The following is a 14,434-nucleotide window of genomic DNA, read 5'->3' as shown; positions in this document are numbered from 1 at the left end:
CGGAGAAACCCGGGTTACGACAAAGAGCGCCTGGGCAAATTCCCCCACAGGCGCTCCTAAGTACTTGGGAACCAAACGAACAACGGTCGGAGCGTAGCACGGCAGAAGGGCGTCAGCGGTGATCAACATAGAACTGGCACAGCGACTGAAAGAGGCCGGTCTGGCATGGAAGCCGGCGCTCGGCGACCGCTTCGCCATACCCGACCGTGACCTGGACGAAGAGGTCTTTGTCCTGAGCAATATGACCATCGAGGTGCACACGGTTCCGGAGGGTCAGGTGATCGGTTTCAACGGCACCACGGAGTGGGCTCTGGACGACGTGGAGATCGACGAAACGACCTGGTTGCCGCGCGAGGACCAGTTGCGGGAACTGCTCGGCGGAACCTTCCGCGCACTGCGGCGCGACGCCGCCGGCTATGCCGCGGAAATCGATCTGCTGGGCGCGGAGCGGTCGTTCCCGGCTTCGACCCCGGAGCAGGCGTACGCGGCGGCGCTACTGCACCTGCTGGCCTCGATCAACCAGTAACGGCACCTCGGCCACCAGGTCCTCCAGCGCGGCCGCGTCGAGCAGGTCGGCCGGTCGCACCGTGACCTGCTCGCGTACGTAGTGGAAGCCGGCCCGGACCCGGTTGACCGGCACCCCGGCCAGCGACGCCCAGGCGATCCGATAGGCGGCCAACTGCACGGCGGCGGCCTCCGCCTCGGGACCGGACGGGCGGCGGCCGGTCTTCCAGTCGATCACGTCCCAGCGGTTGCCGGACTCGGTGAAGACGGCGTCCATCCGGCCGCGCACCACCACCCCGGCCACCGACGTCGCGAACGGGACCTCCACCTCGTACGGCGTGCGGTCGGCCCACTCGCCGGACAGGAACGCCTCCTGCAGCGCCGCCAGTTCCTCGTCGGCCGCCGCGTCCTCGTCGGCCGCACCCGGCAGCTCGTCGATGTCGATCAGCCGGGCCGACCCGAACCGCTGCTCCAGCCACGCGTGGAAGGCGGTTCCGCGGCGAGCCTGCGGGGCCGGCCGCTGCGGCAGCGGCCGGCGCAGCGACCGGGCCAGGCCCTGCGGGTCACGTCGCAGCACCACCAACTGGGAGACCGACAGGTGGGCGGGCAGCGCCACCTCCAGCGGGCCGTCGTGGTGCGCCTTCTCCTCCCGCTCGGCAAGCAGCAGACTCGCCTCCCGCCGCCAGCGGGCGATGTCCGGTTCCACCCCGTCCGGGATGCCGACCAGCTCGGCCGCGAAGCCGGCCCGCGCCGCGATCTCCGGATCACGGGTGGCCAGCTCGGCGAACGCCTCCGCGGCCGACGCGGACGGGTCGGCGATCATCCGGCGGATCAGGTCGGCGGCCACCGTCATGGCCGGCCGGCGCCGGCCCAGCGGGTCGAACGGCCACTGCATCGGCTCGGCCTCGGTGGCCGCCGGGTTGACCGCGTCCGAGGCCGGCTCGGGAGTCCACACGTCGACCACCCCGGCACCACCCGCGCAGGTCGCCCGGACCTCGTCCAGAAAGACCGACGGGCCCCGCGGGCGCTTCACCCCGTCCCCCCACCAGTAACCGGAGCAGAGCAGGAGCCGGCGGGGGCGAGTCACCGCCACGTACGCGAGCCGGCGCTCCTCCCGCTCGTCGTGCTCCCGCCAGGCCCGCACGAACGCGGTCACCGCGGCCAGCACACCCTTCTGGTCGACCGCCTCCGACAGGTCCAGCTCGGGCAACCCATCCGCGTCACCACGCAGCGGGAACGGCAGCACCCCGATGCCCATCAGGTAGTGGTCGGTGCCCCGGGTCAGCCCCGGCCACACCCCCTTGGCCAGGCCGGCCACCGACACCACGTCCCATTCCAGGCCCTTGGCGGCGTGCGCGGTGAGGATCTGCACGGCGCCCTCGACCACGTCGACCTGGCCCGGTTCGAGACCACGCTCCTCCTCCTCGGCCGCGGTCAGGAAGGCCAGGAAACCGGCGAGCGTGCCGCCGTCGGTCTCGCCCGCGTAGCGCGCCGCCACGTCACCCAGCGCATCAAGGTGACCGCGGGCCAGGCCGGCGTCCCCGGCGTGCCAGCCGCGCACCGCGACCTCGACATCGAGGCCGATGGTGCGCTCGATGTCCGCGACCAGATCGGGCAACGGCTGGTCGAGCCGCTGCCGAAGGGCGCTCAACTCCCGGCTGTACGACCGCAGCCGCAGATAGCCCTCGGCCGAGAACTGCTGCGGGGCGCCCAGATCGGCCATCGCCTCGATCAGGGTGGCGTCGTCCAGCCGGTCGCCGACGATCTCCTCCGGATCGACCCGGTTGACCACCTCGGCGCGGGCCGCCGCCAGCCCACGGGCCCGCCGGTGCAGGGCGACCAGGTCACGTGGCCCGATCCGCCAGCGCGGCCCGGTCAGCAGACGAAGCAGCGAGGCGCCGTCGGTCGGGTCGGCCAGCACCCGCAGGGTCGACGTCACGTCGCGTACCTCAGGGGTGTCCAGCAAACCGCCCAGACCGACCACCTCGACCGGCAGGCCCGCGTTCCGCAGCGCCTGCTCGATCGCCGGGATCTGACTGCGTACCCGCACGAGCACGGCGCTGGTCGGGCGCAGTTCCACCGGGATCTCGTCGGCTTCGGCCTGCGGCCGGCCGGACGCGATCCGCCAGGCGGTGAGAATCTGGTGGGCGATCCAGTCAGCCTCTTGCGCGTACGTCTCCAGCAGTGCCGTCGTCACGGTACGGCCACCGACCGGGGCCGCCACCCGCGGCGCCGCGACCAGCGTGGCCACCCGTGCGCCCGCGGTTCGCAGCGGCCGGGACAGCTCGTTCGCCACCTCGAGAATTTGCGGCCGGTTGCGCCAGCTCTTGGTCAGCCCGAGCACTTCGGCGTCGCCGCCCGAGCGGTCCGGAAAAACTCGGGGGAAGCGGTCGAGTGTGCCGGCCGACGCCCCGCGCCACCCGTAGATCGACTGGCACGGGTCACCGACCGCCGTCACCGGATGACCGCCGCCGAACAGGTTGTTCAGCATCGTCACCTGGGCGTGACTGGTGTCCTGATACTCGTCCAGCAGCACGATCCGGAACCGGTCGCGCTCGACCTCGCCGACCTCGGGGTGATCGCGGGCCACCAGTGCGGCCCGGGCCATCTGGTCGCCGAAGTCCATCGCCTCCAGGTCCAGTTTGCGCTGCTCGTAGAGCCGCACCAGGGGCAGCAGGGTCAACCGGTGACGCTGCCGCGCGAGCACGTCGGCGACGTCCTTGTAGACCCGGCCCGGCATCTCCTGCACCGCGGCGAAGAACCGGCCGGTCCAGGCGGCCAACTCGTCCGGGCTGATCAGGTGCTCGGCCAGCTCACCGGAGAGCGCCAGCACATCGTCGGTGACCGTGCCCGGCGCCCGGTTCACCCCGGTCATCTCACCCGTGTAGGAACGGACCAGCGAATCGACGATCTGCCAGCGCGCGGCCTCGGTGAGCAGCCGCGCCGACGGCTCGTAACCCGCTCGCAGGCCGTGCTCGGTGACGATCCGAGCGGCGTACGAGTGGTAGGTGGAGATGGTGGCCTCACCGGCGAACGCGTCGTCGCGGCCCACCCGGCGGATGAGCTGCCCGAGCCGGGTGCGGACCCGATGCGCCAGCTCGCCGGCCGCCTTACGGGTGAACGTCAGGCCCAGGATCTGGTCGGGACGTACGTAATTGTTGGCGACCAGCCACACCACCCGCGACGCCATCGTCTCGGTCTTGCCCGACCCGGCTCCGGCCACCACCAGGAACGGCTGCACCGGCGCCGAGATGATCTTTTCCTGCTCGTCGGTGGGCCGCGGCAGGCGCAGCAATCCGGCCAACTCGGCCGGCGTGTAGCGCGGTCCCGAGTCGGCACGACGGCGGGGCGCCGCCGGTTCGTCGGCGAAGAGGCTGGGCTGGGTCACTGCGTATCTTCTACTACCTGACGTCCCTTGCCGGAAATCGGGCAACTCGTGCGGACCGGGCAGACGCGGCACCGGCTGTTGGCCACGGCCGAGAAAGTGGAGGCCGCCATCGTCTCAGCGGTCCGCTTGACCATCGCGTGCGCCCACTGCGGATCGACCGCCTCGGCGAGCGGCAACTGCATCTGCTCCCGTGCATCCTTGCCCGGCCCGAGCTGCACGAGCGCCGCGCCGCCGCTCTGCGCCCCGTAGTCGGCGAACGCGCCCGCCTCCACCGCCGCCTGATAGCCGGCCAGCTGGGCGTGCTCTTCCAGGTCGGCCGACGACACAGTGGTGCTCTTGCCGGTCTTCAAGTCGACGACGACGAGCCGGCCCTCCTCGTCGATCTCGAGCCGGTCGACCCGCCCGGTGAGCTGAATGGGCCGCGTCTCGTCCTCGAGCCGAACCGTGAACTCGTGCTCGATCGCCAGCAACCGCCGCGGATTGACGGCCAGCCAGCGAAGCAGCTTGTCCACCATGCCCTGGGCCCGCTCCTGCTCTGGGCCGGCCAGCCAGCGCGCGGCCAGCTCGATGGCGTCGAACCGGGCCGACACGTACTCGACGAGCTTCTCCCGATCGGCGTTGGCGTCCTCGGCCAGCATCGCGGCCGCGTGCACCAGGTTGCCCACACCCTGCGCCGGCCCGGCCGGCGCCGACCCGCCATGACGTTCGAGCAGCCAGCGCAGACTGCAGCGAAGCGCACTCTCCATCGAGGAGGGGGTGACCTTGACCGGCTGCCCCTCGTCGACGAGGGGACGGTCGTCACTGAGCGGCCGAAGCCCCCACCACTCGTCCGGATGAGCGCCCGGCACCCCGGAAGCCGCCAGCCGGGCGAGCTCAGCCGCCGCCGCGCGCCGCCGGCTGGGCGTCTCGTCCTTCGCCACCACGACGGTACGCAGTTCGGCGACCAGTCCCGCCAGCGTCAGAGCACGTGGCGCCCGCCCGACCGGAAGCTCGATGGCCGCATCGACCCGCTCCGTCACCGCCGACGCCGCATCCCCGCCCCCGACCGGCGGTTCCGAGCTCTCCCCCGGCCCCGGCTCGACGACATGCTCCCGCCCGTCCGGCCCGACCAGGGCCACCGCGGGCGATTTGTCCACCCGGCCCGGATCGCTTCCCACCGCCCGCTCCGGGCCGTCCGACGCGGGCCGCCCATCCGGGTCCAGCTCCCACGGATCGGTCTCGACCGAGACGGCCGGCGAGCCCGGACCCGAGGAGTCATCCCGCCCCGCCGAGGCCTCCTCCGCCCGCACCGGATTGTTCGGGCCGGCCGAGTCAGCGGGGCTTACCGGGCCGTCCGGGTTGTCCGGGCCGCCGGGGCCGGCTGGGCCGGCCGAGTTGTTCGGGCCGCCAGGGCCGACCGGACCGTCGGGGCTGTCCGGGTCGGTCGGGCCGTCCGGGTCGGTCGGGCCGTCCGGGTCGGTGTCCCATGGGTCGGGTGGGGGCGGGGTGTCGGGGCCCGGGGCGCCCGGGGAGTCGGGGGTGCGGCCGGGGATGGCGACGGCCAGCTCGGTCAGGAAGCGGCTTGGCTGTTCCTCGCCCTCGGAACCGCCCACGCCGGCCGAGGCCACGGCGGTGACGATCAGTTGGCGGCGGGCTCGGGTGGTGGCTACGTAGAAGAGGCGGCGCTCCTCGTCGAGCAATGCGGACGTCTCGCCGACGACGGCGGCCGGGCCGCTGGTGGCCCGGCCGGCCAGGTAGTCGATCAGCCGCTCGGAGCCGAGCAGGCTGCCGCGCAGTCGCAGATCGGGCCAGATGCCTTCCTGCACGCCGGCCAGCACCACCACGTCCCACTCGAGGCCCTTGGCGGCGTGCGCGGTGAGCAGCCGGACAGCCTCGCCACGGTCGGCGCTGGGGGCGATGGAGTCGGCCGGCAGGTCCTGGCCGAGCACGTGGTCGAGGAAGACCTCGGTACGCGCGCCGGGCAGCCGGTCGACGAACCGGGCCGCCGCGTCGAACAGCACCACCATCGAGTCGAGGTCACGGTCGGCGGCTTCGGCTCGCCACTGCCGTGCCCGCCCGGCATCGGGATCGTCGGAGGCGAGCGGGCGGGTGCTCAGGCCGTACCAGCGTTCGTTGAGTCCGCTTTCCTGCCAGACCGTCCAGAGCACCTGCTCGGCTGTCGCGCCCGGAGCGGCGGCCGCCTCGCGGGCGGTGGCCAGAAGTCGGGCCACGGTTTGTGCCGGTTTGGCCCAGCGGCGTTCCACCATGTCGAGCCCGGCCGGGTCACGCACCGAGTCGACCAGCAGCTCGCCGGACGGCCGCCGGTCACCCGCGGCCAGCGCCAGCGCCCGAAGCCCCTGGCGGAGCCGCCGTTCGGCCAGCGGATCGGCGCCACCGAGCGGCGAGTGCAGCAGAGCGACGGCGGCTTCCTCATCGAGCAGCTCAGGCTGCAGCGCACACCGAAGGAGAAGCAGGAACGGCGCCACCGCTGGTTGCAGATGCAGCGGCAGGTCTTCGGCGTGCGTCACGGTCGGCACGCCGGCGGCGGCCAGCGCCCGCTGCATGGAGGGCAGCTGCAACGAGGTGGACCGAAGCACCACCGCCATCCGCGACCATGGAATCCGATCGAGAAGGTGGGCCTCGCGCAGAGCATGCGCGACATAGGCAGTCTCCGCGGTCGGTGACCGGAAGGTCCGCACCACCGCCGCCCCCGTCCCAGCCCCAGCGCCGGCGGTCGGATCGCTCCGGCCGGCGTCGACCGCAAGCGCACTCCCGCCGCTCGCCGCAAGCCGGCCCGGTGGGGTCGAGGCGGGCTCACCGGGTGCCGAGGAGACCGGTCCAGTGGATGCGGGCGAAGCAGGGGCGGGCGAAGCAGGAGCGGGGCCAGCAGGTGGCGGAGCGGGTGGAGGGGTGGGGGGCTCCGGGGGTGGGGGGTGCATCGGGCGGTGTTTGATCGGGCCTCGCATGTGGCGGGCCACGAGTGTGGTGGAGGTCAGCAGCGGGGGCGTCGCCCGGTAATTCGTGTGGAGGGTGATCACCTCGGCCACGGCGCCGGAGGCGGTGCGGAAATGCTGGGGGAAGGAGGAGACCACTGTCGGGTCGGCGCCGCGGAAGCCGTAGATCGAGGAATCCGGATCGGCGAATGCGACAAGGGGCTTGCCGCCGCCGGCGACCAGGTGGAGCAGCTCGATCTGGGCGGGGTCGGTGTCGGCCAGCTCGTCGACGTAGACGTAGGCCAGGCGGTCACGCTCGGCGGCCAGCAGGGACGGGTCGTCGGCGAGCAGGCCGGATGCCGCTCGCACCAGCTCGGCCGGGTCGTAGGCGGCCGAGCCGCGGGTGGTGACGTCGCGCAGGGCCAGGACCGCGACGTATTGCCGCAGGAAGCGGGCGGCGGCGGGCCAGTCGGCTCGGCCCACCCGCTCGCCGATGCGGGCCAGCTCGGCGGCGTCGACACCGCGCTCGGCGGCTCGCTGCATCAGGTCGCGCAGCTGCTGGGCGAACGCCTTGGTGGGCAGGGCCGGGCGCAGGGACTCCGGCCAGTTGATCTCGTCGGTGGCCTCGTCGTCCCCGACGACCTGCAGGAGTTCACGGATGATCAGGTCTTGCTCGGGGCCGGTGAGCAGGCGCGGGGACGGCTCACCTCGTTCGGCGGCGGCTCGGCGCAGCAGAGCGAACGCGTACGCGTGGAAGGTGCGCACCAAAGGCTCGTGCACGATGCGGCCGGGGTCGTCGGCGATGCGGGCCTCGATGCGGTCACGCAGGGCGGTCGCCCCCCGGCGGCCGAAGGTCAGCACCAGGATGTGCTCGGGGTCGACACCCTCGGCGATGCGGGCGGCGACCGACTCGACGAGCGTGGTGGTCTTGCCGGTGCCGGGGCCGCCGATCACCAGGAGGGGACCGTCGACGTGGCCCGCCACATAGCGCTGCAGCTCGTCGGGGCGCAACGTGGGCACGGCCGGCCGGGGGCGCCGGACCAGGCGGTAGGCCGGCCGGCGCACCGCTGGGTTGCTGACCGGCGCGCTCACGGCATCTAGGAAACCACGGGGGTACGACGTTCTTCGCGGGGCGGTCCGGTGACACCCACCCGGCGCGATTCATCCGGCGGGCGTGGTCACCCGGTTGCGCTCAGACGCCCCTCGATCTCGTCGAGGGCGGCGCCGATCGACTTGGCGATCACGACCTTCTCCAGCGCCGACGTCCGCACGAACGCGGTGTCGGCCAGTTGGTCCAGCCAGCGCAGCATGCCGTCGTAGAAGCCGTCCGGGTCGAGCAGCACGATCGGCTTGGCGTGCAGGTCGAGCGTGGCCGTGGTCCACACCTCGAACAACTCGTCGAGCGTGCCGAGGCCGCCGGGCAGCGTGAGGAACGCGTCCGAGCGCTCGATCATGATGTTCTTGCGGGCGCCCATGTCGGCGGTGACGACCAGCTCGTCCGACGACATGTCGGCCACCTCGAGGTCGACCAGGGACTGCGGGATCACCCCGAGGGTGTGCGCCCCGCCGGCTCGGGCGCCGTCGGCGACGGCGCCCATCATGCCGACGCAGCCGCCCCCGGAGACGAGGCTGTGCCCGCGGGCGGCCAATTCATTTCCGGTACGGGTGGCCAGGTCGAGCCACTTCGGTTCGAGGGTGCTGGACGACGCGCAGAACACACAGATGGCAGCCATGTCACCGGTTCCCGTTGGCCTCGGCGAGTGCCGCGTCGGCGTCCACGATTATCTGTACCGCCTCGTCGACGTCGTCGGTCACCTGGATGAGTTCCAGGTCGGCCTCGCTGATCTTGCCGCCCTTCAGCAGGGTCGACTTGATCCACTCGAGCAGGCCGGTCCAGTAGTCGACGCCCATCAGGATCACCGGGAAGCGGGTGACCTTCTTGGTCTGCACCAACGTGATCGCCTCGAACAGCTCGTCGAGCGTGCCGTACCCGCCGGGCAGGACGACGAACGCCTGGGCGTACTTGACGAACATGGTCTTGCGGACGAAGAAATAGCGGAAGTCGATGCCGATGTCGACCCAGTCGTTGAGGCCCTGCTCGAACGGGAGCTCGATGCCGAGGCCCACCGACATGCCGCCGGCCTCGGTGGCGCCCCGGTTGGCCGCCTCCATCACGCCCGGCCCGCCGCCGGTGATCACCGCGTAGCCCGCCTCGGCGAGGGCGGCACCGAGATCGGCGGCCAGTTCGCACTCGGGGCTGTCGGGGGTGCTGCGGGCGGAGCCGAAGACGCTCACCGCGGGCGGCAGGTCGGCCAGGGTGTCGAAGCCCTCGACGAACTCGGACAGGATGCGCAAGGCCCGCCAGGCGTCCTTGGTCTTCCACTCGCCGCGGTGATGGGAGTCGAGCAGTTTCTCGTCGGCGGTGCTCGGCGGGATGGACTCGCGGCGGAGTGTGACCGCTCCGCGATGACGCTCCGCCCCCACCCGCCGTCGCCCGTTGGTGCTGTCCGTCATGCCACCAAGGTAGTGCGGACGGTCAGTAACCGGTGAATAACCGGTTGGGTTTCGGTAAGAGGATTGCGACCGGCTTGCCTTTTTGCCAGATTGAAGCAACGGACGGTAGCTCTGAAGCGTCTGTACTGTTACCGAAATCGACGGCAAGCACGGCGCCCGGTCACCATCCGGGCTCCTGGGCAGAGGAGCCACCGTGACGAACCGACACGAGCAGTTGAAGGCGCAGCGTCGCATGCAGCGGCGCATCCAGCTGGTGGTCGAGGAGCGCCGGGTGGCTCGCGCCGCCCAGGCCAGTGATCCGGAACGCACGGTGGAGATCCCGCCCCAGGCTCTGCGGGCCATCGGCCGGGTGTCGGCGTCGGCCATCTGACCTCTCAGTCAGACGCAAGCCATCGGTGCAGCGTGGCCGCACCGTCCCGGATCTTGCCGATCTCCACGTGCTCGTCCGGGGCGTGCGCCAGCAGCGGGTCACCCGGGCCGTAGTTGAGCGCCGGGATGCCCAGCGCGGCGAACCGGGCCACGTCGGTCCAGCCCAGCTTCGCGGCCGGCTCGGCGCCGACGGCGGTGAGGAACTCCCGGGCCGGCGCGGCGGTGAGACCGGGCAGTGCGCCGGGTGCCGAATCGGTCAGCTCCAGCTCGTAACCGTCGAAGATCTCGTGCACGTGTTCGAGCGCCTGCTTCTCGGTGCGATCCGGCGCGAACCGCATGTTGACCTCGACGACACACTCGTCGGGCACCACGTTGCCGGCCACGCCACCCGAGACGCGTACCGCGCTCAGGCCTTCCCGGTACGTACAGCCGTCGATAGTGACCGTGCGGGGCCGGTAATCCGAAAGCCGCCGCAGCACCTCGCCGGCCGCGTGGATCGCGTTGACCCCGCGCCAGGCGCGGGCGGTGTGGGCCCGCCGGCCGGTGGTGCGCACCGACACCCGCAGGGTGCCCTGGCAGCCCGCCTCGACCACGCCGTAGGTCGGCTCGAGCAGCACCGCGAAGTCGGCGAGCAGCCACTCCGGCCGGGACTCGGCGACCAGCGCCAGACCGTTGTATCTCGACTCGATCTCCTCGGCCTCGTAGAAGAGGTAGGTGATGTCGTAGCCGGGGTCGGGCAGCGTGGCGGCCAGGTGCAGGGCCAGCGCGGTGCCGGACTTCATGTCGGAGGCGCCGCAGCCGTAGATGAGATCATCGACTACAGTCGATGGAAAGTTGTCGTTGATCGCGACCGTGTCGAGGTGACCCGCGAGGACCACCCGCTGTTCCCGCCCGAGATCCGTCCGGGCCATCACCGTGTTGCCGAGCCGGTCCACACTCAGGTGCGGGATCTGCCGCAGGACCTCGTCGACGTAATCGGCGATCTCCTTCTCGTTGCGGGACATGGACTCGACGTCGACCAGGGCGCGGGTCAACGCGACCGGGTCCGCCAGAACGTCCGGGGTAAGCGGGTTGGCCATAGGGCGCACCATACCGGGCCAGGGTGAATGGCCCCCGCCAGTTACCAGTAGGGTTCCCGGCGTGGACACCGTGATCTCGACCTCGCCCGCGTGGGGCATCGGCCTCGCGACCGTCACGACCGACGGGCAGGTGCTCGACACCTGGTTCCCCGAGGGCTTCCTCGGTCTGGGCGAGACGCCGGCCGAGCCGCCGGTGCTGCCGGCCGGGCTGACCGGCCCGCGTGCGCTTCCGGGCCTGTCCACGGTTGAGGCCCGCGTCACGATCGGCTCGCTCGTCGACCCGATCAAGGACGCCACCGACGCCTACCTCCGCCTCCATCTGCTGTCCCACCGGCTGGTCCGGCCCAACGCGATGAACCTGGACGGCATCTTCGGCTCGCTGGCCAACGTGGCCTGGACCTCGGCCGGCCCGTGCCCCGCCGACCGGGTCGACGAGTTGCGCCTGATCGAGCGCGCCGGCGGCCGTCACCTGGCCGTCTACGGCGTCGACAAGTTCCCGCGGATGACCGATTACGTCGTCCCCTCCGGCGTGCGGATCGCCGACGCCGACCGGGTGCGCCTCGGCGCCCACCTGGCCGCCGGCACCACCGTCATGCACGAGGGCTTCGTCAACTTCAACGCCGGCACGCTCGGCACCTCGATGGTCGAGGGCCGCATCGTGCAGGGCGTCGTGGTGGGCGACGGTTCCGACATCGGCGGCGGTTCGTCCATCATGGGCACACTCTCCGGCGGCGGGAAGGACCGGGTCAGCATCGGCGAGCGCAGCCTGCTCGGCGCCAACGCCGGCATCGGCATCTCCCTCGGCGACGACTGCGTGGTGGCGGCCGGCATCTACATCACCGCCGGCTCCAAGGTCACCCTGCCGGACGGCCGGGTGGTCAAGGCACGTGAGCTCTCCGGCCAGGACAACCTGCTCTTCTGGCAGAACTCGGTGACCGGCGCCCTGGAGGCCAAGCCGCGTCAGGGCCAGGGCATCGAGCTGAACGCCGCCCTGCACGCCAACGACTGAGGCCCACCGCGTGCTACTCCGCGATTCCGGCCCGGGGGTCGGGAGCGGGCCGGTCGAGGAACTGCGCGGCGGCTGATTTGACGGCCGCGGTCAGGTCCTTCAGAACCGTCGAGTCGATTTTCCAGTATTGCCAATAGAGCGGCACGTCCAGATGTGTGCCGGGCGCTATTTCGACGTAGTGGCCCAGGGCGATGTCCTTTCGGGCGATCGGCTCCGGCACCATGCCCCAGCCCAATCCGAATCGGATGGCGTCGACGAAGGACGCCGCGGCGGGCACGTAATGGATGGGCGGATCGATCCGGCGGCGGATCGAGGCCAGGAAGCGGTGCTGCAACTGGTCCTTGCGGTTGTAGACGATCATCGCCAGGTCCGACAGGTCGGTCGACGGGCCGACCGCGAGGTAGCGCATCGAGCCGAGTGCTTCGATCCGGCAGCCTTGCACCGGGACGTGCTCGGCGGTCACCGCCGCCATCGCTGTGCCGGATCGCAGCCGGTCGGCGGTGTAGTCCTGGTCGTCGGTGTGCAACTCGTACATCGGACCGGGCACCGCCGCCAGGGCCGGCAGGAACCACAGGTAGAGCGAGTCGGCGTTGACCACGATCGAGACGCGGGCGCGGTCACGGGCCTGGGCGAGCGCCTCGCGCTCCAGCAGCGCGACCTGCCCGGCGAACCGGACCAGTGCCTCCCCCGCCGTCGTCGCCACGCACGGTTTCGCCCGCCGGACGAGCACCTGGCCGACCGCGCTCTCCAGGGCCTTGATCCGCTGGCTCACCGCCGACGGCGTGACGTGCAACTGGCGGGCGGCGGCCTCGAAGCTTCCGGTCTCCACCACGGCCTGGAAAGTCGTCAACTGCACCTGATCCACGTAAGAAAATCTAACTCATCCCCAAAATCTTTAGCTGGAGTACGCCTCGAGCACCGCCTAGCCTCGAATCCGTGCTCACCTCCGCCCTCGCCGGGTTCGCCGCCTCCGCCGTCCTGATCATCGCGATCGGCGCGCAGAATGCGTTCGTCCTGCGGCAGGGGCTGCGTCGCGAGCACGTGGTCGCCGTCGTGGCCGTCTGCGCCCTGTCCGACCTGTTCCTGATCCTGGTCGGCATCGGCGGCCTCGGCGCCGTGGTCACCGCACGCCCCGACGCGGTCACGCTGATCCGCTGGGTCGGAGCCGCTTTCCTGACGGCCTACGCGATCATGGCGGCCCGCCGGGCGATGCGTCCCGCCCAGCTGCAGCCGGCCGACCGCGCGCCGGCCACGCTCGGCGCGACGGTGCTCACCTGCCTGGCCCTGACCTACCTCAACCCGCACGTCTACCTCGACACGGTGCTGTTGCTCGGCTCGGTCGCGCAGCGGCACCCGCATCGCTGGATCTTCGGGCTGGGTGCGGCCGCGGCCAGCCTGGTCTGGTTCACCGCTCTGGGCGCGGGGGCGCACCGGCTGGCTCCGCTGCTCTCCCGGCCGGCTGCCTGGCGGGTTCTCGACGGCCTGATCGCGGTGGTCATGGCGGGCATTGCGCTCAGCCTCCTCCTTGGTTGACTCTCGACCAGGTTGAGACACCAAGGTCAGCGGGGTGCGAGGAGACATGCGCGGCATCGGCGAGATGGCTCGGGCCAGTGGGCTGTCGGTGAGTGCGCTGCGGTTCTACGACGGTGCCGGCGTGCTGGTGCCGGCCGAGGTGGACGCGGCCACCGGCTATCGCCGATACAGCGCCGAACAGCTTCGGGCGGCCCGGTTGATCGCCGGGCTGCGCCGAGTGGGCATGCCGGTCGCGGAGATCGCGCTGGCGGTCCAGGAACTGAGCAACAGACCGGATTCGGTTCGCCGCCGGCTCGACGAGCATCGTCGGCGGCTCGAGGACGGTCTGGCCGACGCCAAGCGTGAGCTTCTGCGCATCCATGCCCTGCTTGACCTGGAGGAGAAACTCATGACACGCATCACGCTGCCCGCCGCCGCACTCGCTGCGGGCCTCCACGCCGTGCGCTTCGCCGCCGCCGACCCGGCCGGCCTGTTGCCCGGCGTCCTGTTCGAGACCGGCGATCGCGGACTGACCCTGGTCGCGACCGACCGGTTCCGGATGGCGCTCGCCACCGTGCCGGCCGATGTCGAGGGGCCGCCCGTGCGGCTGTCGTTGCCGGTGTCGTTCGTCGACGAGCTGCTGTCCTCCGGTGCCGGTGAGGTCGTGCTGGAGTTGGCCGGCGACGCGATCCGGGCCGAGACCGGCGGCCGGGTCGTCGACGGCAAGCCGCTGCCGGTCGACTTCCCCGACTACCGCCGTCTGGTCGAGCTCGACGAGCCGGCGACGCGGGTGACCATCGACACCGCGCGCTTGCGGGAGTTGCTGACGGCCGCGCCGCTTGTGCACCGGGAGCACCACGGAACCCCGTACGATGTCGCGATCTTGGGGGTTGACCAGGCCGGAAGCCTCCGCCTGGCAGCCGAGAGCGAGTGGACGCAGGCCGCCGAGCGGCATGTCGCGGTAAACCGGGAGTTCCTGCTGCAAGCGATCGATGCCGGCGGTCCGGGGCAGCTCGTGCTGGAACTGGACGGGCCGATCAAGCCGCTCGCGCTGCGGGTCGCGGGCAACGACTCCCGCTTCTCGATCCTGATGCCGGTGCGCGACTGACCACTCGATCGGGCGTAGATGCCATACCGTAACCATGTT

The 14,434-nt window shown here is 71.5% G+C and carries 11 protein-coding genes; 5 read left to right on the top strand and 6 right to left on the bottom strand.

The window, feature by feature from the left end; all coding sequences use genetic code 11:
- Window positions 1–118: 118 nt before the first annotated feature.
- Window positions 119–526, top strand: coding sequence for a pilus assembly protein CpaE (locus Afe05nite_RS02910; RefSeq protein WP_203815373.1), 408 nt, complete (start codon window positions 119–121; stop codon window positions 524–526).
- On the opposite strand, the gene Afe05nite_RS02905 is transcribed toward Afe05nite_RS02910, so the two are convergent.
- The 4 genes from Afe05nite_RS02905 to Afe05nite_RS02890 form a co-directional block, all read right to left on the bottom strand.
- Entirely contained in the window at window positions 494–3,892 is a 3,399-nt protein-coding gene (locus tag Afe05nite_RS02905) for an ATP-dependent helicase (protein WP_203815372.1), read from the bottom strand. The two genes, Afe05nite_RS02910 and Afe05nite_RS02905, sit on opposite strands and share 33 nt — an antisense overlap.
- Window positions 3,889–7,848 (bottom strand): ATP-dependent helicase, encoded by a 3,960-nt coding sequence (locus Afe05nite_RS02900; RefSeq protein WP_438867554.1) that lies wholly within the window; start codon window positions 7,846–7,848, stop codon window positions 3,889–3,891. Before Afe05nite_RS02900 ends, Afe05nite_RS02905 begins: the two co-directional genes overlap by 4 nt.
- Window positions 7,849–7,982: 134 nt before the next feature.
- Window positions 7,983–8,537, bottom strand: a complete 555-nt coding sequence (locus Afe05nite_RS02895) for an LOG family protein (RefSeq protein ID WP_203815370.1) — start codon at window positions 8,535–8,537, stop codon at window positions 7,983–7,985.
- A 1-nt stretch (window position 8,538) separates the two neighbouring features.
- Complete coding sequence (locus Afe05nite_RS02890; protein WP_203815369.1) at window positions 8,539–9,318, bottom strand: LOG family protein; 780 nt, start codon at window positions 9,316–9,318, stop codon at window positions 8,539–8,541.
- A gap of 193 nt (window positions 9,319–9,511) precedes the next feature.
- Here Afe05nite_RS02890 and Afe05nite_RS02885 point away from each other — a divergent pair, with 193 nt between their 5' ends.
- A complete protein-coding gene (locus tag Afe05nite_RS02885; protein WP_203815368.1) occupies window positions 9,512–9,688 on the top strand; it encodes a hypothetical protein in 177 nt (58 codons plus the stop codon).
- A 4-nt stretch (window positions 9,689–9,692) separates the two neighbouring features.
- Here the strand turns inward: Afe05nite_RS02885 and dapE are convergent, their stop codons facing one another.
- Entirely contained in the window at window positions 9,693–10,766 is a 1,074-nt protein-coding gene (gene dapE / locus Afe05nite_RS02880) for a succinyl-diaminopimelate desuccinylase (RefSeq protein WP_203815367.1), read from the bottom strand.
- 61 nt (window positions 10,767–10,827) lie between these two features.
- On the opposite strand from dapE, the gene dapD reads away from it, so the two are divergent.
- Window positions 10,828–11,775: a 2,3,4,5-tetrahydropyridine-2,6-dicarboxylate N-succinyltransferase gene (gene dapD, locus Afe05nite_RS02875; RefSeq protein WP_239117505.1), complete on the top strand. Its 948-nt coding sequence runs from the start codon at window positions 10,828–10,830 to the stop codon at window positions 11,773–11,775.
- A 13-nt stretch (window positions 11,776–11,788) separates the two neighbouring features.
- Here the strand turns inward: dapD and Afe05nite_RS02870 are convergent, their stop codons facing one another.
- The gene (locus Afe05nite_RS02870) at window positions 11,789–12,640 is read right to left on the bottom strand and encodes a LysR family transcriptional regulator ArgP (protein WP_203815365.1); all 852 of its coding nucleotides are present in this window, start codon (window positions 12,638–12,640) and stop codon (window positions 11,789–11,791) included.
- A gap of 71 nt (window positions 12,641–12,711) precedes the next feature.
- On the opposite strand from Afe05nite_RS02870, the gene Afe05nite_RS02865 reads away from it, so the two are divergent.
- Both Afe05nite_RS02865 and Afe05nite_RS02860 read left to right on the top strand, forming a co-directional pair.
- A complete protein-coding gene (locus Afe05nite_RS02865; RefSeq protein WP_203815364.1) occupies window positions 12,712–13,308 on the top strand; it encodes a LysE/ArgO family amino acid transporter in 597 nt (198 codons plus the stop codon).
- Between the two features lie 46 nt (window positions 13,309–13,354).
- Entirely contained in the window at window positions 13,355–14,395 is a 1,041-nt protein-coding gene (locus tag Afe05nite_RS02860; protein WP_203815363.1) for a DNA polymerase III subunit beta family protein, read from the top strand.
- The last annotated feature ends 39 nt before the right edge of the window (window positions 14,396–14,434 follow it).

It is taken from the genome of Paractinoplanes ferrugineus, assembly GCF_016862195.1.
Taxonomy (GTDB): Bacteria; Actinomycetota; Actinomycetes; order Mycobacteriales; family Micromonosporaceae; genus Actinoplanes; species Actinoplanes ferrugineus.
Note: the sequence above shows the minus strand (reverse complement) of the source record. Positions and strands in the feature narration are given on the sequence as shown.